Origin of the sequence: Gilliamella sp. wkB7 (genome assembly GCF_001693435.1) — a bacterium.
Classification (GTDB): Bacteria; Pseudomonadota; Gammaproteobacteria; order Enterobacterales; family Orbaceae; genus Gilliamella; species Gilliamella apicola_N.
In genome coordinates, this window is record NZ_CM004509.1 from 2296777 (window position 1) to 2317171 (window position 20395).

The 20395-nt window shown below is 35.6% G+C and carries 18 protein-coding genes and 1 pseudogene; 16 read left to right on the plus strand and 3 right to left on the minus strand.

All coding sequences use genetic code 11. The annotated features are described in order from the left end of the window. Nucleotides 1-77: 77 nt before the first annotated feature. On the minus strand, nucleotides 78-2711 hold the full coding sequence (gene pepN / locus A9G17_RS10135) for an aminopeptidase N (protein WP_065738598.1): 2634 nt from the start codon (nucleotides 2709-2711) through the stop codon (nucleotides 78-80). A 158-nt stretch (nucleotides 2712-2869) separates the two neighbouring features. On the opposite strand from pepN, the gene pncB reads away from it, so the two are divergent. The 6 genes from pncB (at nucleotide 2870) to mdtH (ending at nucleotide 10306) form a co-directional block, all read left to right on the plus strand. Then, nucleotides 2870-4063 carry a nicotinate phosphoribosyltransferase gene (gene pncB / locus A9G17_RS10140; protein ID WP_065738599.1) on the plus strand — a complete coding sequence of 398 codons (1194 nt, stop codon included), beginning with the start codon at nucleotides 2870-2872 and terminating at the stop codon, nucleotides 4061-4063. A 150-nt stretch (nucleotides 4064-4213) separates the two neighbouring features. Further along, nucleotides 4214-5617, plus strand: coding sequence for an asparagine--tRNA ligase (gene asnS, locus A9G17_RS10145; protein ID WP_065738600.1), 1404 nt, complete (start codon nucleotides 4214-4216; stop codon nucleotides 5615-5617). 298 nt (nucleotides 5618-5915) lie between these two features. After that, complete coding sequence (locus A9G17_RS10150; RefSeq protein ID WP_065738601.1) at nucleotides 5916-7055, plus strand: porin; 1140 nt, start codon at nucleotides 5916-5918, stop codon at nucleotides 7053-7055. 303 nt (nucleotides 7056-7358) lie between these two features. After that, entirely contained in the window at nucleotides 7359-8498 is a 1140-nt protein-coding gene (locus A9G17_RS10155; RefSeq protein ID WP_065738602.1) for a porin, read from the plus strand. A gap of 137 nt (nucleotides 8499-8635) precedes the next feature. Then, a complete protein-coding gene (locus A9G17_RS10160) occupies nucleotides 8636-9094 on the plus strand; it encodes a methylglyoxal synthase (protein WP_065738603.1) in 459 nt (152 codons plus the stop codon). Continuing rightward, complete coding sequence (mdtH, locus tag A9G17_RS10165) at nucleotides 9095-10306, plus strand: multidrug efflux MFS transporter MdtH (protein WP_065738604.1); 1212 nt, start codon at nucleotides 9095-9097, stop codon at nucleotides 10304-10306. Here mdtH and A9G17_RS10170 read toward each other — a convergent pair. Together A9G17_RS10170 and lpcA are read right to left on the minus strand one after the other, a co-directional pair. Continuing rightward, nucleotides 10284-11063 (minus strand): class II glutamine amidotransferase, encoded by a 780-nt coding sequence (locus A9G17_RS10170; protein WP_065738605.1) that lies wholly within the window; start codon nucleotides 11061-11063, stop codon nucleotides 10284-10286. The two genes, mdtH and A9G17_RS10170, sit on opposite strands and share 23 nt — an antisense overlap. 1 nt (nucleotide 11064) lies before the next feature. After that, entirely contained in the window at nucleotides 11065-11643 is a 579-nt protein-coding gene (gene lpcA, locus A9G17_RS10175) for a D-sedoheptulose 7-phosphate isomerase (RefSeq protein ID WP_065738606.1), read from the minus strand. A gap of 380 nt (nucleotides 11644-12023) precedes the next feature. On the opposite strand from lpcA, the gene ribH reads away from it, so the two are divergent. From ribH to hldE, 10 genes and pseudogenes are all read left to right on the plus strand, one after another. After that, nucleotides 12024-12494: a 6,7-dimethyl-8-ribityllumazine synthase gene (ribH, locus tag A9G17_RS10180; RefSeq protein WP_065738607.1), complete on the plus strand. Its 471-nt coding sequence runs from the start codon at nucleotides 12024-12026 to the stop codon at nucleotides 12492-12494. A gap of 4 nt (nucleotides 12495-12498) precedes the next feature. Next, a complete protein-coding gene (gene nusB / locus A9G17_RS10185; RefSeq protein ID WP_025316228.1) occupies nucleotides 12499-12918 on the plus strand; it encodes a transcription antitermination factor NusB in 420 nt (139 codons plus the stop codon). A 21-nt stretch (nucleotides 12919-12939) separates the two neighbouring features. Further along, nucleotides 12940-13989, plus strand: coding sequence for a TrmH family RNA methyltransferase (locus A9G17_RS10190; protein WP_065738608.1), 1050 nt, complete (start codon nucleotides 12940-12942; stop codon nucleotides 13987-13989). A gap of 162 nt (nucleotides 13990-14151) precedes the next feature. Beyond that, nucleotides 14152-15087 carry a multifunctional transcriptional regulator/nicotinamide-nucleotide adenylyltransferase/ribosylnicotinamide kinase NadR gene (gene nadR / locus A9G17_RS10195; RefSeq protein ID WP_065738609.1) on the plus strand — a complete coding sequence of 312 codons (936 nt, stop codon included), beginning with the start codon at nucleotides 14152-14154 and terminating at the stop codon, nucleotides 15085-15087. A 62-nt stretch (nucleotides 15088-15149) separates the two neighbouring features. After that, nucleotides 15150-15926 carry a bifunctional demethylmenaquinone methyltransferase/2-methoxy-6-polyprenyl-1,4-benzoquinol methylase UbiE gene (gene ubiE / locus A9G17_RS10200; protein ID WP_065738610.1) on the plus strand — a complete coding sequence of 259 codons (777 nt, stop codon included), beginning with the start codon at nucleotides 15150-15152 and terminating at the stop codon, nucleotides 15924-15926. Between the two features lie 14 nt (nucleotides 15927-15940). Next, entirely contained in the window at nucleotides 15941-17482 is a 1542-nt protein-coding gene (gene ubiB, locus A9G17_RS10205) for a ubiquinone biosynthesis regulatory protein kinase UbiB (protein ID WP_141677585.1), read from the plus strand. A gap of 68 nt (nucleotides 17483-17550) precedes the next feature. Then, nucleotides 17551-17766, plus strand: coding sequence for a twin-arginine translocase TatA/TatE family subunit (tatA, locus tag A9G17_RS10210; RefSeq protein WP_065738611.1), 216 nt, complete (start codon nucleotides 17551-17553; stop codon nucleotides 17764-17766). Between the two features lie 3 nt (nucleotides 17767-17769). Then, nucleotides 17770-18093 (plus strand): annotated as a pseudogene (gene tatB, locus A9G17_RS10215) (Sec-independent protein translocase protein TatB); the annotation flags it as partial. Between the two features lie 14 nt (nucleotides 18094-18107). Next, a complete protein-coding gene (gene tatC / locus A9G17_RS10220; RefSeq protein WP_065738612.1) occupies nucleotides 18108-18881 on the plus strand; it encodes a twin-arginine translocase subunit TatC in 774 nt (257 codons plus the stop codon). Nucleotides 18882-18928: 47 nt separating this feature from the next. Next, nucleotides 18929-20353: a bifunctional D-glycero-beta-D-manno-heptose-7-phosphate kinase/D-glycero-beta-D-manno-heptose 1-phosphate adenylyltransferase HldE gene (hldE, locus tag A9G17_RS10225; RefSeq protein WP_065738613.1), complete on the plus strand. Its 1425-nt coding sequence runs from the start codon at nucleotides 18929-18931 to the stop codon at nucleotides 20351-20353. Nucleotides 20354-20395: the final 42 nt, after the last annotated feature.

A 20395-nucleotide genomic window follows, 5' to 3' on the forward strand; every position in this document is an offset into this window, starting at 1 on the left:
TACGTTTTAGTAAAAAACATCGAATAATAAAGTCATATCATCCTACTATAATTATGTAGGATGATATGTTTTATTGATTATGCTGCTAAAGCTTTACTAATTTTTTCATATAAATCTTTAGAGAGATTATCAAGTTTTAGTAATCTTTCAAGCGCTGTTCGCATCAGTTGTTGACGTTTTTCATCATAACGTTTCAACCGAATCAGTGGATCGATTAATCTAGCAGCAACTTGTGGATTTTTTTGGTTCAACTCAGTCAAGATTTCAACTAAGAAATGATAACCACTTCCATCTTCAGCATGAAAAGCAACAGGGTTATTATTTACAAAAGCTCCAATTAATGCACGAATGCGATTTGGATTACTCATTGAGAATGAACGGTGAGTTAATAATTTCTTCACGGTTGATAGCACATGGGTATCTGGACTTGTTGCATTAAGGGATAACCATTTATCCATTACCAAGCCATCTTGATGCCATTTATTATCAAAATCAGTTAACAATTCATTGTAACAATCAAGTTGCGCTTTAACTGCTGCAGTTAGAGCAGCTAAGCAATCCGTCATGTTATTAGCGTGATAGTATTGCTGACTTACTAATGTGTTGGCATGGGATTTATTATCTGCATAGGCTAATAAAGTTAAACAGCAGTTTTTAAGTGATCGCTTAGCGATATCTTTATGTTCAATATGATAGTCAACGACTTTATTATTAAAATAAACAGCATTTAATTCGTCGTTCAGTTCATTGGCAAAACGACTTAGTAAAAACTGACGAACTTGATAAATAGCTGTTGGATCGATGACCTTAAATAAATTGGCTAATTCGTTTTCAGACGGTAAAGTCAAAATTTGTGCAATTAAAGCTGGATCAGCTGTTTCTGATAATAATACTGCTCTAAAGGCATCTAATACTGATTCTGGCAGTGTTAATTCACGATTTTCTTGGAAATTTGCTACATTTAAGCGTACATATTTTGCTAACAACATTTGTGCGGCATCATAACGACTAAAAGCATTAGTCGCATGTTGCATCAAGAAAATAAGATCATCATCTTGATAATCATAAGTTAATTTAACAGGTGCTGAAAAATCCCGTAACAGTGAAATAATTGGTTTTTCATTAACATGGTCAAAAATAAATTGCTGTTTAGACTGAGTTAAATTTAAAACATGGTGAATAGGTTTACCTTGATATTGTAGTGTAATCACTTGACCATTGTGTTGATATAATTCAATATTTAGCGGAATATGCAGTGCTTGTTTTTTCGCTTGATCTTGAGTTGCAGGAGTATGTTGCTCGACTGTTAAAGTATATTGCTGATTTTTGGAGTCATAACTATCAGTAACAGTTAATTCTGGTGTTCCTGATTGACTATACCATAATTTGAATTGAGTTAAATCGATTCCTGATGCATCTTGCATTGCTGCTACAAAATCATCACATGTTGCTGCGCTACCGTCATGACGTTCAAAATAGAGCTTCATACCCGCTTGGAATTTGTCTTCGCCTAATAGAGTATGCATCATACGAATCACTTCTGCGCCTTTCTCATACACGGTTACCGTGTAAAAATTATTCATCTCAATAACTTGGTCAGGGCGAATAGGGTGTGACATCGGACTTGCATCTTCGGCAAACTGTACAGTGCGCATTAATTTAACGTCATCAATACGTTTAACGGCTCTTGAACCCATGTCAGAACTGAATTCTTGATCTCGAAACACCGTTAATCCTTCTTTTAAGCTAAGTTGGAACCAATCTCGACAAGTGACCCGATCGCCAGTCCAATTGTGAAAATATTCGTGACCAATTACTCCCTCAATACCCAAATAGTCTGTATCGGTTGCGGTTTCTGGTTTGGCTAATACATATTTGGAGTTAAAGATATTCAGACCTTTATTTTCCATTGCGCCCATATTGAAAAAATCAACCGCAACAATCATGAAGATATCTAAATCGTATTCTAAACCAAAGCGTGTTTCATCCCAGCGCATTGAATTTTTTAAGCTCGTCATAGCCCAATGTGAACGGTCTAAATTACCTTTATCAACATAAATTTCTAAATCAACTTTACGATTAGATAGAGTGGTAAATTGATCTCTCAATATGTCAAAATCACCTGCAACTAATGCAAATAGATAGGCTGGTTTAGGGAAAGGGTCTTGCCATTGAACCCAATGACGACCGTCAGCAAGTTCACCTTGTGCAATACGGTTACCATTAGAAAGTAGATAAGGATATTGTTGTTTATTGGCAGTGATTCGAGTTGAAAAGCGAGCAAGAACATCTGGACGATCAAGATAATAGGTGATATGTCTAAATCCTTCTGCTTCGCATTGAGTGCATAGTGCTTCACCTGAAACGTATAATCCTTCTAGCGCTGTATTATCAATTGGCTTAATTTCGTTAACAATGGTAAGGGTGAATTCGCTTGGAACATTCTGAATGATTAGACCTGTTTCAGTGATTTGATAATCTTGCCAAGGTTGTTCATTAATGTTGATCGAAATGAGCTTAAGGTCTTCGCCATCTAAAATGAGATCGTTTGCTTGCTGGTTTTTTTGCACAACACGGCTACGAGCAGTGACTGTAGTTGTTTCTGGCGCCAAATCAAAATCAAGATCAATGTCTGTAATGGTAAAATCTGGTGTTTTATAATCGAGACGATATTTAGCAATGGGTTGTAATTCAGCTGTTTTGGTATTCATTTTTGTCGTAACCTTTTTAGTTGGTATTCAATCTTTATCCTATTTAGATAGTATTATAGCTGATTAAAAATAATCTTATTACATAATTAATCTATATCTTCACTATTATTCTGCTATAATCTGAGGAATTTTCTTTATAGTAGTAATAATAGATACATATGTTACCAGCAATAATTACATCAATTTTAGATACTGATGCATATAAATTGCATATGCAACAAGCCGTTTTTCATCATTACCCAGATGCAACCGTTGTTGCGCAGTTCCGTTGTCGAAGTGATGATTTATTAGGGCATTATGCTGATGAAATATTGTATCAAGTTAAATTAATGGAATCGTTATCGCTTACAGATGATGAATTTAACTATTTATCTGGTATTCCATTTTTTAAATCCGACTATTTAAATTGGCTTAAAGATTGGCGCTTCAATAGTGATTTACTCACCATTAAAAACGAAGATGGTGTACTTGAAATTTCGATTGAAGGTAAATGGTTAGATGTTATCTTATGGGAAGTCCCTCTGCTTGCGGTAATCAGTGAAATTGTACATAAGGATCGTTCACCACAAATCGGTGTGCCAGAAGCAATCGCTAGGCTAAAAGATAAATTAGCTCTATTTAATGAAAAAACGGCTAATATGGATATGTCTGGTTTTAATTTAATGGATTTTGGTACGCGTCGGCGTTATTCGTTTGCGGTACAAGAAGCTGTTGTCAGCTATTTGAAAGATAATTTTCAAAATTTTAATAGCACTAGCAACTATTTACTTGCTTATCGTTTGGGATTAAATCCCGTTGGCACACAAGCTCATGAATGGTTCCAAGCGCATCAACGATTAAGTCCAATTTTGAAAGATTGTCAAAAAGATGCGCTTCGAGTTTGGTTAGACGAGTACCCTCATGATTTAGATATTGCATTAACTGATTGTATTACCATGGATGCTTTTTTGCGTGATTTCGATCATCATTTTGCTTCTTGTTATCAAGGACTTCGCCATGATTCAGGTGATTCTATTGAATGGGGTGAAAAAGCTATAGCGCATTATCAGCAGTTAGGAATAGATCCTAAAACTAAATTACTCGTTTTTTCTGATAGTTTAAATTTTGATAAGGCTATTAAAATTTATAACCATTTTAATCATCGAGTAAAACTGTCATTCGGTATTGGTGGCTTTTTGGCGTGTGATATTCCTTCAACTGAAGCGAATACCAAAGCTTTGAATATTGTGATTAAATTAACGCAATGCAATAATCAATCAGTGGCTAAATTATCTGATAGTCCAGGTAAAACAATATCTCAAGATTTAGATTTTATTGATGAGTTAAAACGAACTTTCAATGTTAAATATTAATAATAAATTATTATTAATCTTATAAAAGTAAATCCGTATAAAAATTTTTTAATTGGGTATTGATTCCATTTTATTATGGGAAATCATTAAAATATATCAGTATTACTTAAAATTTATTTAAACAAATTAATGTAGAGATGGATAATTAAAATGAATTCAGTTGCACCTATTGTTGATGTGTTACAAGGCAAAATCGCCGTTGGAAGCACCATTTCCGTTCAAGGTTGGGTGAGAACTCGCCGTGATTCTAAAGCAGGTATTTCATTTCTAGCAGTTTATGATGGCTCTTGCTTTTCGCCGATTCAAGCTGTTATCGAAAATAATTTACCTAATTATGAACAAGATATTTTGCGCTTAACTGCTGGTTGTTCGGTTAAAGTTACAGGTAAAGTTGTCGAATCACCAGGACAGGGGCAAAAATACGAATTACAAGCAACACAGGTTGATGTGTATGGCTTTGTGGATGATCCTGAAACTTATCCTATGGCGGCTAAACGTCACTCAATAGAATATCTGCGTGAAGTTGCCCACTTACGTGCAAGAACCAATATTGTGGGTGCAATTACACGTGTTCGTCATACGCTTGCTCAAGCTATTCATCAATTTTTTGATGAACGTGGCTTTTTTTGGCTTTCTACGCCAATTATTACGGCATCGGATACTGAAGGTGCAGGCGAGATGTTTCGAGTTTCAACGCTTGATATGCTGAATCTGCCAAAAAACGATAATGATAAAATTGATTACGATAAAGACTTTTTTGGTAAAGAAGCGTTTTTAACAGTATCAGGTCAATTAAATGCTGAAACTTATGCATGTGCGCTTTCTAAAGTCTATACTTTTGGTCCAACGTTTAGAGCTGAAAACTCAAATACTACGCGTCATTTAGCCGAATTCTGGATGATGGAGCCTGAAGTTGCATTTGCTGATCTTGATGACAACGCCAAGCTAGCTGAAGACATGCTGAAATATGTATTTAAGACAGTACTTGAAAAACGTGCTGACGATATGCAATTTTTTGCTCAGCATATTGATAAAGATGCGATTACTCGGCTAGAAAATTTTATAAGTGCCGATTTTGCACAAGTTGATTATACTGATGCAATTACTATTTTACAAAATTGTGATGCCAAATTTGAAAATCCAGTGAGTTGGGGTATTGATTTAGCTTCAGAACATGAACGTTATTTAGCTGAGCAACATTTTAAAGCGCCTGTTGTTGTTAAAAACTACCCTAAAGATATCAAAGCATTTTATATGCGTATGAATGACGATGGTAAAACTGTGGCAGCAATGGATGTGTTAGCCCCAGGCATTGGCGAAATTATTGGTGGTTCACAACGTGAAGAACGCTTAGATATGCTAGATAAACGAATGGACGAAATGGGCCTTAAAAAAGAAGATTACTGGTGGTATCGTGATTTACGTCGCTATGGCACAGTCCCTCACTCTGGTTTTGGTCTGGGGTTTGAACGCTTAATTGTCTATGTCACCGGTGTACAAAATGTCCGAGATGTTATTCCATTCCCAAGAACACCGCGTAACGCAAATTTCTAAACTGATTGTATTTTATTCATCTAAACCGATATTAAGTTGGTTTAGATGAATAAAGCTTAATCGAAATTCAAAAAAAGTACAAAAATTATCCAAACGAACCCTCTTTTAGTCTTAGACATCCTGTTTAACGAAAAGTTCACTTGATTTTAAGTAAAATTTATACATAATTTACACTACTATGAAAATTAGATAAAAATAATAGATAAAAATATTATTTTTGGATGAATAATCATTGTAGTTGAAATTGACTCAAATCCTATGGACTGTGTCAGTATTAAAATAACCATGAGGGTAAAAAATGAAACGTAATCTATTAGCAATCGCAATCCCTGCACTTTTAGTTGCAGCTGGTGCAAACGCTTCTATTGAAGTATGGAACAAAGACGGCAACAAAGTTGACTTTTATGGTCGAGTAAAAGCAGCGAACAACATCACTGACCGTGGTCAAAAAGATGAAGGTGATGATACTTCAGCTCGTCTAGGTATGTCTGGTCAAACTCAAATCACTGATAGCCTAGTAGGCTACGGTCGTTGGGAGTATGAAGCGAAAGCAGGTAAAAATTCTGATAATGAAGTTCGTTATGCATTTGCAGGTTTAAATTTTGGTGACTTAGGTTCATTCGATTATGGTCGTAACGATGGTGTGTTAAAAGCAATCACTGCTTATACTGACGTATTACCACAATTTGGTGGTGACGCAGCAAATAACGCTTGGAACGTACTTTCTTCACGTACTAAAGCGGTAGCAACTTATCGTAACAACAACTTCTTTGGTTTAACTGATGACATCAGCTTTGCTTTACAATATGCAGATAATGGTGATAATTCTACTACTGTAGACGGTATCAAAGGTAATTCAAGAGAAGCTTACGGCGCAAACTTGCAATGGCGTATTTTTGATACAGGTTTGACTGCTGGAGCAGGTTATGCTCAATCGACTCAGAGCAATACTCGTCATAATACTTGGGCGGCTGGTCTTAAATATGAAAACTATGATTTATATTTAGGTGCTAACTACTTCCAAAGTAAATTAAAAAGAGGCGATACTGTAACAGTAAATGGTATTGATAAAGATCGTGATCTTAAACTCAGAGGCTTTGAATTAGTTGCTCAATATGGTATCGATTTAGAAGTGGGTCGTTTAACTCCATCTTTAGCTTATGTTCAACATAAACTTAAAGCAGATTCTGTGCATGACTATACTGGTAATATCCATGATTATGAATCAGGATTTAATTCACCTGTAGCTAAATATGTGTCTTTAGGTGCAACTTACGATTTAAACAAAAACTTTAGTGCAATTGTTGAATATAAATTCAATTTATTAGATCATAAAGATATCGGTGCGGATTGGAATACTGAAACTCCACGTGGTAAACACGGGAACAAACCAGGTACAAAAGATGTGTTAGGCGTTGGTTTAATTTACCAATTCTAATCTCTTACCTCTTATAAAAAGGCACTTAGGTGCCTTTTTTAATACCTAAAAAATTTCTTTTTGAGCAAAAAACATTTAATGTTTAAAAAATTTAATATTAAATATTAAAATAATCGCAAAAACTCAGATTTAATCTTAAGAACATTGTTAAATAGATAGTGTATACGATTAAAATCTATTTTATAAAAATTAAAATAGATATCACCTTAATAATATAATTGCTATTTTTAGTAGTTAATTATTAAATCCAGAGCAAAGTAGTTTGCTTCTTTAATAATAAAATATACCTACGAGGGTAACAAAATGAAACGTAATCTATTAGCAATCGCAATCCCTGCGCTTTTAATTGCAGGTACAGCTAACGCTTCTATTGAAGTATGGAACAAAGATGGTAATAAAGTTGACTTCTATGGTCGAGTTTATGCTTTAAACTATATTACTGATCGCGACAACCAAACAGGCGAAGGTGACAAAACTACCGCTCGTTTAGGCATGTCAGGACAAACTCAAGTTACTGATAGTTTAACGGGTTATGGTCGTTGGGAATATGAAGCAAAAACTGGCAAAAATGCAGATAACGAAACTCGTTATGCATTTGCAGGTTTGAACTTTGGTGATTTCGGTTCATTCGATTATGGTCGTAATGATGGCGTGTTAAAAACCTTAACTTCATATACCGATGTTTTACCTGAATTTGGTGGCGATGCATCAGATAATGATCTTTATGCTTTAACTGCACGTACTAAAGCTGTAGCAACTTACCGTAACTCAGATTTCTTCGGTCTAGTTAATGGTTTACGCTTTGCTGTCCAATATGCTGACAATGGTGATAATAGTTCAACTAGTCATTTCAATGAACATGCTCGAAATGGTCACAACAGTGCCGAAGCATGGGGTTCTGTAGTAGATTGGGATGTGCTTGACACTGGTCTATCTGTTGGTGCTGGTTATGCACAAACAGGCGGTCATAGAGATGCTAAATCATGGTCAGCAGGTGTTAAATACGACAACAATAATGTTTATTTAGCTGCACTATATATTGAAGGCAAACAAAAATATGGTTGGGACAATGCTACAACAGAGCGTCGTGCGGATGATTTAAAAACTAAAGGTTTTGAGTTTGTAGCACAATATGGTATCGACTTTGAAGTTGGTCGTTTAACTCCATCTTTAGCTTATATCCAACATAAAGTTAAAGATGCATCTAGCTTAACAAGTGATGCAGGCCTTAAAGGTAATGACCTAGCTAAATATGTTGATGTTGGTCTAACTTATGATTTCAACAAAAACCTACAAGCTATCATTGATTACAAAATCAACTTGTTAGATAAAGATGATATTGGTGCACGTCGTGCTCTTTACGAAGACGGTGCATTTACTAAATCACAAATTAAAGCTACAACTAAAGATACCGTTGCACTTGGTTTAATCTATCAATTCTAATTGGTTGTAACTTGTTAAATTCTAAAAAGGCACTTCGGTGCCTTTTTTATTATCAATTGATCAATAAATATCCCTTGCACTTTAATTCATACTCTGTTAAAAAATTAAAAAAATTATAAAGAATTAGGACAACAAAAATGCGTTATACCATTCGTAAATTACCAGCAAAAAAAAATATTGCATTAGTTGCGCATGATCACTTGAAAGAATCACTATTAAATTGGTGTCAAAAAAACCGAGAAGAACTTGCCCATCATAATTTATGTGGAACAGGGACAACGGGCACCTTAATTAAAAAAGAAACAGGATTAAATATTACCCCAATGCTTAGTGGTCCGATGGGAGGTGATCAGCAAATAGGCGCATTAATTGCGGAAGGTAAAATTGATATTCTTATCTTCTTTTGGGATCCACTTAACGCTGTCCCACACGATCCAGATGTTAAAGCGTTATTACGGTTATCAACAGTTTGGAATATTCCAGTTGCAACCAACCAAGCTACTGCCAATGCATTAATTCAATCGGCGATTTTTAAGCAAGAAGTTGATATCGAAATTCCTGATTATCAAAGTTATTTAGCCGAAAGAGTTGAGTAAATGCCAATACCATCCCAAATTCGCAAGACTGGCAGACAAATACTGTTGTTGGATAATTTGTTTATTGTCTTAGGTTTTTACGTCGTTTTTCCTCTGGTTTCGACTCATTTTGTAAGTCAAGTCGGATGGAGTGCTCTATTTGTCGGTTTTGCTTTAGGTTTTCGACAATTTGTGCAACAAGGTTTTGGAATTATTGGTGGCGCGATAGCTGATCGTTTTGGTGCAAAACCGATGATTGTTACTGGAATGTTTTTGCGTTGCGTCGGATTTATTTCGATGGCGGTTGCTAGTGAACCTTGGCTATTGTTACTTTCTTGTTTGCTTTCTGCATTAGGAGGATTACTTTTTGATCCTCCTCGTATGGGATTGACCATTAAATTCACTCGTCCACATGAGCGAGGTAAATTTATTTCGCTATTAATGATACAAGATAATGCAGGTGCAGTTATTGGTGCGCTTATTGGTGGGATTTTAATTGATTATGACTTCCATTTAGTCTGTTGGTGTGGGGCTTTTATTTTCTTCTTGTGTGGTATTTTTAATATTTTCTTTTTGCCTGCTTACCACATAGCCATAGGTAAAACGCCAATTATCAATGGTATGAAAATGGTTGTTAAAGATAAAAAATTTACCCGTTATGTGCTTACTTTAACTGGTTATTATGTGTTATGGGTACAGATAATGTTGATGTTACCGCTCACTATAACCCAAGTATCTGGTAGCCCTAGTTATGTAAAATGGATGTATGCAATTCAAGCTGGTATTTCACTGGTATTACTTTATCCACTTGCGCGTTTAAGTGAAAAATATTTTAGATTGGATCAACGTCTTAAATTCGGTCTGTTCTTGATGTCATTTGCTTTTATCATTATCGGTTTTACTGCACATTTATCCATGCTTTTAACACTAATTGCACTCTTTTATTTAGGGGCAATTGTTGCTGAACCAGCCAGAGAAACTTTATCAACGGTTTTAACAAACCCTAAAGCTAAAGGCAGTTACATGGGGTTTAGTCGGTTGGGGCTGGCTCTAGGCGGATTTATTGGTTATACCGGTGCGGGATGGCTTTATGATATTGCAATAGAGATTGGTTTTCCACACCTACCTTGGATTATATTAACCTTTATTGGTCTATTAACATTAGTGTATTTACAGTACTTATTTAAAGACGAACCGCCAATGGTTCGCATTAAGATGAAAAAGATTGGTTGATTTCACCGTTTTTAAACAAGATTGCTTCATTTGTGTTAAGTTTATTCCAAGTCTCATTTGATGTTAAAGGTAAAGTCGAAATAATGGTTACTACATCATCAGGTGTTGTATGTTTTTGAAAATCAATTTCTACATCTTCATCAAGAAGTTTTGCTTTGCCAAAGGGAGCTCTACGGGTTATCCAATGTAGATTGGTGGTACAGTAAGCAAAGACAAATTGCCCATCAGAAAGTAACATATTAAATATTCCTAGCTTACTGAGATTATCAGCACAAAGCTTTATAAAGTGAAATAAGGCTAAGTCATCAGTAGGTTGCTGTGGATACGTTTGATGCAGTTGGTTAATTAAGTAACAAAAAGCATACTCGCTGTCTGTTTCACCTACGGGTTGAAAAAGGCCTGTATCCAGATTTTGGTAATCAGTTAATTGACCATTGTGGGCAAAAGTCCAATTTTTTCCCCACAACTGACGCGTGAATGGATGGGTATTTTCAAGTGCGACTCCGCCACGATTTGCTTGTCGAATATGTGCAACTACCGCCTTAGACTTAATTGGATACTCTTGAACCATTTTGGCGATTGCTGAGTAACTACAAGGTTCAGGGTCTTTGAATGTTCGGCAACCTTTTCCTTCATAGAACGTGATTCCCCAGCCATCTTTATGGGGACCTTTATCCCCACCTCGTTTAATTAAACTGGTAAAACTAAAACAGATATCCGTTGGCACGTTAGCGCTCATACCCAATAGTTCACACATTTTATTTGGCCATCTCTTTTTCAATAAGCAAAATAAGGATATGGATAACTTTAATATGGATTTCTTGTACGCGATCAGCGTAGCCAAAATGTGGAACACGGATATCCACATCGGCAAGCCCATTCATCTTACCGCCATCTTTGCCCGTTAGTGTAATGATCTTCATGCCTTTTTGTTTAGCCGCTTCAATGGCTTTAATGACATTGGTTGAATTGCCTGATGTTGAAATACCGAGTAACACATCGCCTTTGTTACCCACACCTTCAACATAGCGTGAAAAAATGTAATCAAATCCATAATCATTACCTACACATGAAATATGGCTTACATCCGATATTGCAATTGCTGGATAGGAAGGACGATTATCACGAAAACGACCCGTTAACTCTTCAGCAAAGTGCATGGCATCACAATGAGAACCGCCATTACCACACGACAATACTTTACCGCCTTGCTTAAATGAATTGGCAATTAATACCGCTGCTTGTTGAATAGCTTTAAGATTTTTTTCATCCGAAACAAATTTTGTTAGTACATCAATTGCTTGGGTTAATTCGTTTCGAATATTGTCAATATACATCAGTCCTACCTCGTAATTAAAAAAGCTTTATCACCATTGTAGTTTTTTCCTAACTGCTTGCAAGCGATAATAAAAATTAAATTACAAATTTTGTAAAAAAGTTTCAGGTAAGGCATACGTTTAAATAAAAAAGAAGAGGAATTGAGAAAATTAGCTGATTAATTGCATAAATTTTTTATATTAACGTGTAATAAGAAATTATTGTGCATTAATAGACAAAATATTTGTATTTCTTTTACCAATAAATTGTTAGATAAAGCTTGTTCGAAGCGTTATTTGCCAATAGGATAAGCCGTTAATTTGTGATACAATTTTACAGGAAAATTTTCACAAATAAACATAGTGAAATTGCATTTAAAATCAATAAATAAGGAATTAACATGCAAACTGTTACAGGTCAAGTTGCAGCACCCAATGCTAAAGTTGCCATTATTGTGGCTCGATTTAATCAATTTATTAACGAAAGTTTGGTCAATGGTGCTGTCGATGCGTTGACTCGTATTGGTCAAGTTGACGAAAAAAACATTACCATAATTTGGGTGCCAGGTGCTTACGAAATTCCCTTAACCGCTAAAGTTGCAGCGCAATCAAAAAAATACGATGCAATTGTGGCGTTAGGTACGGTTATTCGAGGTAGCACAGCTCATTTTGACTTTGTTGCAGGTGAATCGAGTTCTGGATTATTAAATGCAAGTTTGGATCATACCATTCCGGTGGGATTTGGTATTTTAACAACCGAATCTATTGAACAAGCTATTGAACGTGCAGGTACAAAAGCTGGCAATAAAGGTGCCGAAGCAGCGTTAACTGCATTAGAAATGCTAAATATTATCAAAGCAATTAAGGAGTAATTTAGTGGCATTAGTTAATCCTCGTCGTCGAGCAAGAGAGTGTGCGGTACAGGCCATTTACTCTTGGCAAGTTTCTAGAAACGATCTTGCTGATGTTGAGACCAGTTTTATTGCAGAACAAGACATGAAAGGTGTTGATACTAAGTATTTTCGAGAACTATTACATGGTGTTGCTAAAAACACTGCGGAATTAGACGAAAAAATGGCTCCTTATCTCACTGAACGTAAAGTCGAAGAGCTAGGTCAAGTAGAACTTGCCATATTACGCATTGCACTTTATGAATTAATGAAACGTCAAGATGTACCTTATAAAGTTGTGATAAACGAAGCGATAGACTTGACTAAAACATTCGGTGCAGCTGATAGCCATAAATTTGTTAATGGTGTATTAGATAAGATAGCTCCAACCATCCGAACGCGATAACCGATTAATTGTGAGATTGATATGACCGACAATACTGAAAAAAGTAAACCAACTATTTTTTACGCTAAACATAGCGAGCCTAAAAAACACTCTCGTGCTAATAAAGAAAAATCAACTGGATGGAAAGATAAGCGTAAAAATGATGCATTTCAGTCTAAACCGAAGCGTGATCGTAATGACCGTATTGAAACTTTTCAAGCACGCAGTGATAGACCAAGGTTTGCAAAAAAAAGTATTGTTATTGAATTAAATCGATCTCCATCAGAAATTGAACACGATTCACCATGGCAGAAGAAAGTACGTGCCAATGATCAAACACCGACATTTGGTTATGACGGATATCGACAACGTAAAGAAGAAACTTTAGTTTACAGCGAAAATAGCTGTAAAGCGGTATTCAAACATCGACGCAGTGCTATTGTAAAATTGTTTATTATCCAAGAGATGACTTATCAGTTTAAAGAGTTAATCAATTGGTTAGTTCAAGAGCGTTTAGGTTATGATATTGTTTCTGATGAACAGCTTAATAAAATAACCCAAACACAGCATCATGGTGGAGTTTGTTTGATTGTTAAAAAACGTATTCCATTAAACTTATTAAATTATTTAGAACAAAAAAGTGATGCCGATAAGGATTGTATTTTAGCGATTGATGATGTTAATAATCCGCATAATTTAGGTGGATTAATAAGGAGCGCAGCTTTTTATCGTGTAAATGCTGTCATGTTACGTCAAACAAATCTGCTTGATAGTGGTGCTGCAATGCGAGTTGCTGAGGGCGGTATAGAAGCAGTTGAATCCATTAAAAGTGATGATTTTGTTGCTTCGCTTGATATGTTAAAGCAACAAGGTTATCAAATTGTTGCTTTACTACCTTGTCAAACCAAATCGGTTGCTTCGAGCGAATTACATAAAGTTCAATTTAATAAAAAGGTTGCTTTAGTTATTTTTCAGCAAATTAATATGAAACTTGTTAACTGTGCTGATGTCGTTGTACATTTGAAAGGTAATGATAATATGCCAGCACTAAATATTTCAGTTGCTACTGGAATTTTATTATCAAATTTATAAAAATATTGAATTATAATTTTATTAAATATTATCATGTTGTTACACTGAAAACTTTGAAAAGTTTTTTGGTGAAATACATTCAATAGCATCATTTGATTAGAAATTGCTTTTTTTTTCTGTACATTGTTGCAAGTAAAGCATATAAATGTATTGGTATTTGTTATGGCATCTGAGTACAAAGTTGGTTTAATTTTTGGTAAGTTTTATCCCTTACATTGTGGTCATATCTATTTAATTGAAAAAGCGATGACACAAGTTGATGAACTGCATATTTTTTTGGGCTGTGAAGCAATACGAGATAAAGAGCTTTTTGATAAAAGCCATCTACCAAGACAACCCCAAGTTAGCGATCGTTTCTCATGGTTGAAAGAAACATTTAAAGATCGTCATAATATTCATATACATATTTTAGATGAAGCGGGCATTAAATCCTATCCTAATGGCTGGAAAGATTGGAGTGACCGTGTTAAACAGCTTTTATCTAAGCATAAAATTAAACCAAATGTTGTGTTCACCAGTGATCCACAAGATGTCAAAAATTATGAATTCTATTTCGATTGCCCAGTAATTATTGTTGATGCTGATCGTAATTTTATGAACATCAGCGCGACACAAGTTCGCGAGAATCCTTATAAAAATTGGTCATTTATTGCTGATGCGGCTAAACCCTTTTTTGTCAAAAAAGTTGCAATTATTGGCCAAGGTAAATTCAATGATTTATCGCTACAACTGGCCAATATTTATAATACACAACATGTCAGTAACGGTTACATTAACTATATAGATCGAGAGATTTCAACTCCATATAATCAACGTTATCTTAGTGAAACTGATTATATTCGCATTGCGATTTTACATGTGGAACGACTCTCAAGAGCAGTGGAAAATAGCAATAAACTGCTTTTCACAACGATTGACTTTGATACGTTAGCTCAATATTACACACAGATTTTTGAAAAAGAAGATCAAGTATTGAAAGGGCTGAAAGACAGTTATCATTTTGATTTAGTGATTCATCAAGAAGATCTCGATCCTAATCATACTCCTACACAACATTTTGAAACTGTAAGTAAGATGGTTGAAGCATTATTGATTTAGTTCATCACATTTATTCATGCTTATGCTAAAATAAGCTAAATATTTGTGATAGGTAAATTTTTATGTCTCAATCACCTGACAATCAAGATAATACAAATCAAGAAAAAATTGATTTTGGTTATCGGCAAGTTTTAAAAGAAGAAAAAGTTAAACGTGTCGCTGATGTATTTCATTCTGTTGCGGATAAATATGATGTAATGAATGATTTAATGTCATTTGGTATTCATCGTATTTGGAAAAAAATCACTATTGAATATAGTAGTGTGCGCAAAGGCCAAAAAGTGTTAGACCTTGCTGGTGGAACAGGTGATTTAACCGCAAAATTTTCTCAACTTGTTGGTGATAATGGCTTAGTTGTCTTGGCAGATATCAATGAATCCATGTTAAAAGTTGGACGTGATAAATTGCGCGACAAAGGCCTATTTAAAAATATCGAATATGTACAGGCTAATGCTGAAGAACTACCTTTTGCGGATAACTATTTTGATTGTATTACCATTTCGTTTGGTCTTCGCAATGTTACTGATAAAGATAAAGCATTACGATCTATGTGGCGAGTATTAAAGCCTGGTGGGCGTTTACTCATTCTGGAATTCTCTAAACCACAATACAAAATTCTAAATAAAGCTTATGATCTTTATTCCTTTACCATGTTACCATTAATGGGCAAAATTGTGGCTAATGATTCTGATAGCTATCGCTATTTAGCAGAATCAATCCGCATGCATCCAAATCAAAATACATTAAAAAAAATGATGGAAGATGCAGGTTTTGTCGATGTTAAATATCACAATATGACTGGTGGGATTGTAGCATTACATACCGGCTTTAAATTTTGAAGCGATGACAAATAATGACATTTTTTCGAATTTATAAAATATTAACAGTATTTCATGCTTATCGTTTGAATGAGCTTTTGCCAGCACATCGTTTATCAAAATGGCTACGTTTTTTATTGCTTTGTCTATTTTGGGTGAAACCGAAAGCCAAGCAACAACCAATTGGTGAACGTTTACGTCAAGCTTTACAGGAGTTAGGACCGGTTTGGATAAAATTTGGGCAGATGATCTCAACTCGGCGTGATGTGTTACCCAAAGATATTGCGAATGCATTAGCAAAATTGCAAGATCAGGTCGATCCTTTTGATGGTAAAATTGCTAAACAACTTATTGAACAAGCACTCGAACAACCCATCGACTATTATTTTGCTAATTTCGATGAAAAACCATTAGCGTCAGCATCGATAGCTCAAGTGCATACGGCTACATTAAAACATAGTCAAGCCGAAATCGTAATCAAGGTATTACGTCCTAATATTATGCCAGCAATTCAAGCCGATATTGGTTTGATGCATTGGGTCGCAAAACAATTTACTAAACGTATAAAATTTGGTGAGAAACTGCGTGCTGTTGAAATTGTCCGAGATTATGAATCAACACTATTAAAAGAGCTTGATTTACTGCAAGAGGCTTATAATACTGCTAGATTACGAGAAAATTTTATCAATAGTAATATTTTATATATTCCTTATGTATATCAAGAGTTATGCCGTAAGAACATCCTTGTTGAAGAACGAGTGAAAGGGGTTCCTATTGCCAATATTGAGCAACTTAAACAACATAATGTCGATATGAAATTACTTGCCCAGCGCGGTGTTCAAGCTTTCTTTACTCAAGTCTTTCGTGATAACTTTTTCCATGCGGATATGCACCCAGGTAATATTTTTGTTGATATCTCCGATCCTAACGATCCACGTTACATCGGGATTGATTGTGCAATTGTTGGCATATTAAGTAATGATGATCAACGTTATCTTGCTGAAAACTTCTTAGCTTTTTTTAATCGCGATTATCGAAAAATAGCGGAAACCTATATTGCTTCTGGCTGGGTACCTGAAACAACTGATATTGTAGCTCTTGAAAGGGCAATGCGAAATGTCTGTGAGCCTGCTTTTGCTAAACCACTGGCCGAAATATCATTTTCACACATTTTATTGCAATTATTTGAGGTAGCTCGGCAATTTGAGATGGATATCCAACCACAATTAATACTGCTTGAAAAAACGCTATTTTATATTGAAGGATTGGGTCGCCAGCTTTATCCTGAACTTGATTTATGGCAAACTGCCAAACCATTTTTAGAAAAATGGTATGAAGATAAATATAGTGCGCAAAAGCTATTGCAACAAGCATGGTCTTCACTACCGCAGTGGCGTACCATTTTGCCTCAGTTACCAGCAAAATTGAATGATTATGAGCGAATAACCAAACAGATGAATACCCAATTAAAACAAATTAAACAAGAGTTACAACAAAGTAAAAGATGTCAGCAATATTTAATGACAATACTTACTCTAGTTGGTGTTGTGGGTATTGCATTGCTTATTATTCATTAATCGTTACTGTTGGAATCTTATTATTTAAGTGTATAATTTAAATCTCAACTTTATTGGAGATAGATATCATGATGCCAAGCTTGCCCCAACTACTCATATTAATTGCTGTTGTTGTGTTATTATTTGGAACTAAAAAGTTACGCTCATTGGGCTCTGACCTTGGTGCATCAATTAAAGGCTTTAAAAAAGCCATGAATGATGACGATGATAAACCAGCGAGCAGTAATTCAGCGAAAGTTGAAAATCTTAATTCGACTGATGACAATAATTCTAAAAAAGAGTAACACGTGTTTGACATTAGTTTTGGTCAACTATTATTAGTATTAATTATTGGACTGGTGGTATTAGGGCCAGAACGATTACCTGTTGCTATTAAAACTGTTGCTGGTTGGATAAAAGTACTGCGCCGTATGTCAGCAACAGTGCAACTGGAATTAAATAAAGAACTAAAATTGCAAGAGTTGCAAGACAGTTTAAAAAAGGCTGAACAAAGTGGTTTAAAAGCACTAACTCCAGAAATTCAAGAATCAATTGATGACTTAAAACGCGTAACAGAATCGTTACAAAAAGAGATCGATTCAGCCACTCAATTGGATCCTCAAATTCACTCAGATAAAGATAAATCATGATTGACGACGCTACACAACCTTTAATTGGACATCTTGTCGAACTTAGAACACGCCTACTACGTTGTATTATTTGTATATTGGTCGTATTTGGTGGTTTACTCTATTTTTCTAATGATATTTATCATATTGTGGCAAATCCACTTATCAGTCAGTTACCACAAGGTAGCAGTATGATTGCAACAGATATTGCCGCGCCATTTTTTACCCCGATTAAATTAACGGCTGTTGTGGCAATATTTATCTCAATTCCTTATGTACTTTACCAAGTCTGGGGATTTGTTGCTCCAGCGTTGTATCAGCATGAAAAACGCTTGGTTATGCCATTAATTGTATCAAGCACTGTTCTTTTTTATCTTGGCATCGCTTTTGCCTATTTTGTAGTGTTTCCACTGGCGTTTTACTTTTTTATCCACACGGCACCTATTGATGTGGCGATTAATACTGATATCACTAAATATCTTGATTTTGTGATGACACTTTTTATTGTATTTGGTTTTGCTTTTGAGGTTCCTGTTGCTATTATATTACTCTGTTGGACAGGCATAACTACACCTCAAAGCCTACGGAAAAAACGCCCGTACATCATTGTAGGGGTGTTTGCTGTCGCTATGTTTGTCACACCTCCTGATGTCTTTTCTCAAATTTTATTAGCTGTACCTATCTGTCTGCTTTTTGAAATCGGAACTTTCTTTGCACGTTTTTATCAACCACGTAAACATGAAGAAAGTGAAGAAGATGCTTTTGCATCCGATGATGAAAATGAAAAGTAATAATAGATGACTATGATTTAAATAACCAGTAAGGATAACTAATCATAATGAAAACATCATTACCTGATTTTAACCGTGCTAATGTACTCGTTGTGGGTGATATCATGCTCGATCGCTATTGGTATGGAGGCACTAATCGCATATCGCCCGAAGCGCCCGTACCGGTTGTCAAAATTGATGCCTTAGAAGAAAGACCCGGCGGAGCGGCCAATGTTGCAATGAATATCACCTCATTGTGTGGTAATGCACGTTTAATTGGCTTAACGGGTATTGACGAACCTGCCAAAATTCTTGATGAACAATTAAGTAAACATAAAGTACAATGTGATTTTGTATCAGTATCGACACATCCGACTATTACCAAATTACGCGTTTTATCGCGCAATCAGCAATTAATTCGTATTGATTTTGAAGAAGGGTTTGGTAATGTTGATTCTACTCCCATGCTTGAACGCATTCAAACCGCATTAGAAACACATAAAGTTTTGGTCTTATCGGATTATGCCAAAGGTGCGCTATCGGCAGTACAAGCCATGATAAAACAAGCTAATCAAGCAAATGTTCCGGTATTGGTCGATCCTAAAGGTACGGATTTTGAACGTTACCGAGGCGCGACGTTACTTACTCCAAATATGTCGGAATTTGAAGCCGTAGTCGGTCGATGCCAAACAGAAGAAGATATTGTTGAAAAAGGTCATCAACTGATTAAGCAATATGATCTAAAAGCACTATTAGTGACTCGTAGTGAAAAAGGCATGACCTTGTTGCAATTAAATAAACCAATTTATCATCTACCAACACAAGCGAAAGAAGTGTTTGATGTAACGGGAGCAGGTGATACCGTCATTGCCACATTAGCCGCGGCTTTGGCTGCCGGTCAATCATTAGAAGAGAGCTGTTTTCTCGCCAATGCTGCAGCAGGTGTTGTGGTTGGCAAACTGGGTACATCAACCGTTTCGCAGGTTGAACTTAGCAACGCTATCCGTGCCCGTGCCGATGATGGTTTTGGGGTAATGACTGAAGATGAGCTTAAAGAAGAAGTAAAAAAAGCTCGCATGCGTGGTGAAAAAATTGTGATGACCAATGGTTGTTTTGATATCCTGCATGCAGGACATGTATCTTACCTTGCTAATGCAAGAAAACTGGGCGATCGTCTCATCGTTGCTGTTAACAGTGATGCATCGGTAAAACAATTAAAAGGTGAATCAAGACCCATTAATCCACTTATGCAACGCATGATTGTTCTGGGTGCACTCAATTCAGTTGATTGGGTTGTTCCATTTGAAGAGGAAACACCACAACGACTTATTGCCAACATCCTGCCAGATGTATTAGTCAAAGGCGGTGATTATAAACCTGAAGATATTGCGGGAGGCAAAGAAGTCACTGCTGCGGGTGGCACAGTCAAAGTCCTCAATTTTGAAGATGGTTGCTCAACCACCAACATTATTAATGCCATTAAAAATCGCTAACTTTCTTCGACAAAATCGGTTACTGAATCAAGTAACCGATTA

Excerpts from the sequence above, each read along its gene's own strand:
- tatC (WP_065738612.1), top strand. The coding sequence starts at position 18,108 with ATGATTGACGACGCTACACAACCTTTAATTGGACATCTTGTCGAACTT.
- asnS (WP_065738600.1), top strand. The coding sequence starts at position 4,214 with ATGAATTCAGTTGCACCTATTGTTGATGTGTTACAAGGCAAAATCGCC.
- ubiE (WP_065738610.1), top strand. The coding sequence starts at position 15,150 with ATGTCTCAATCACCTGACAATCAAGATAATACAAATCAAGAAAAAATT.
- pncB (WP_065738599.1), top strand. The coding sequence starts at position 2,870 with ATGTTACCAGCAATAATTACATCAATTTTAGATACTGATGCATATAAA.
- lpcA (WP_065738606.1), bottom strand. The coding sequence starts at position 11,643 with ATGTATATTGACAATATTCGAAACGAATTAACCCAAGCAATTGATGTA.
- ribH (WP_065738607.1), top strand. The coding sequence starts at position 12,024 with ATGCAAACTGTTACAGGTCAAGTTGCAGCACCCAATGCTAAAGTTGCC.
- A9G17_RS10160 (WP_065738603.1), top strand. The coding sequence starts at position 8,636 with ATGCGTTATACCATTCGTAAATTACCAGCAAAAAAAAATATTGCATTA.
- mdtH (WP_065738604.1), top strand. The coding sequence starts at position 9,095 with ATGCCAATACCATCCCAAATTCGCAAGACTGGCAGACAAATACTGTTG.
- A9G17_RS10190 (WP_065738608.1), top strand. The coding sequence starts at position 12,940 with ATGACCGACAATACTGAAAAAAGTAAACCAACTATTTTTTACGCTAAA.
- A9G17_RS10170 (WP_065738605.1), bottom strand. The coding sequence starts at position 11,063 with ATGTGTGAACTATTGGGTATGAGCGCTAACGTGCCAACGGATATCTGT.
- pepN (WP_065738598.1), bottom strand. The coding sequence starts at position 2,711 with ATGAATACCAAAACAGCTGAATTACAACCCATTGCTAAATATCGTCTC.
- tatA (WP_065738611.1), top strand. The coding sequence starts at position 17,551 with ATGATGCCAAGCTTGCCCCAACTACTCATATTAATTGCTGTTGTTGTG.
- hldE (WP_065738613.1), top strand. The coding sequence starts at position 18,929 with ATGAAAACATCATTACCTGATTTTAACCGTGCTAATGTACTCGTTGTG.
- A9G17_RS10150 (WP_065738601.1), top strand. The coding sequence starts at position 5,916 with ATGAAACGTAATCTATTAGCAATCGCAATCCCTGCACTTTTAGTTGCA.
- A9G17_RS10155 (WP_065738602.1), top strand. The coding sequence starts at position 7,359 with ATGAAACGTAATCTATTAGCAATCGCAATCCCTGCGCTTTTAATTGCA.
- ubiB (WP_141677585.1), top strand. The coding sequence starts at position 15,941 with ATGACATTTTTTCGAATTTATAAAATATTAACAGTATTTCATGCTTAT.
- nadR (WP_065738609.1), top strand. The coding sequence starts at position 14,152 with ATGGCATCTGAGTACAAAGTTGGTTTAATTTTTGGTAAGTTTTATCCC.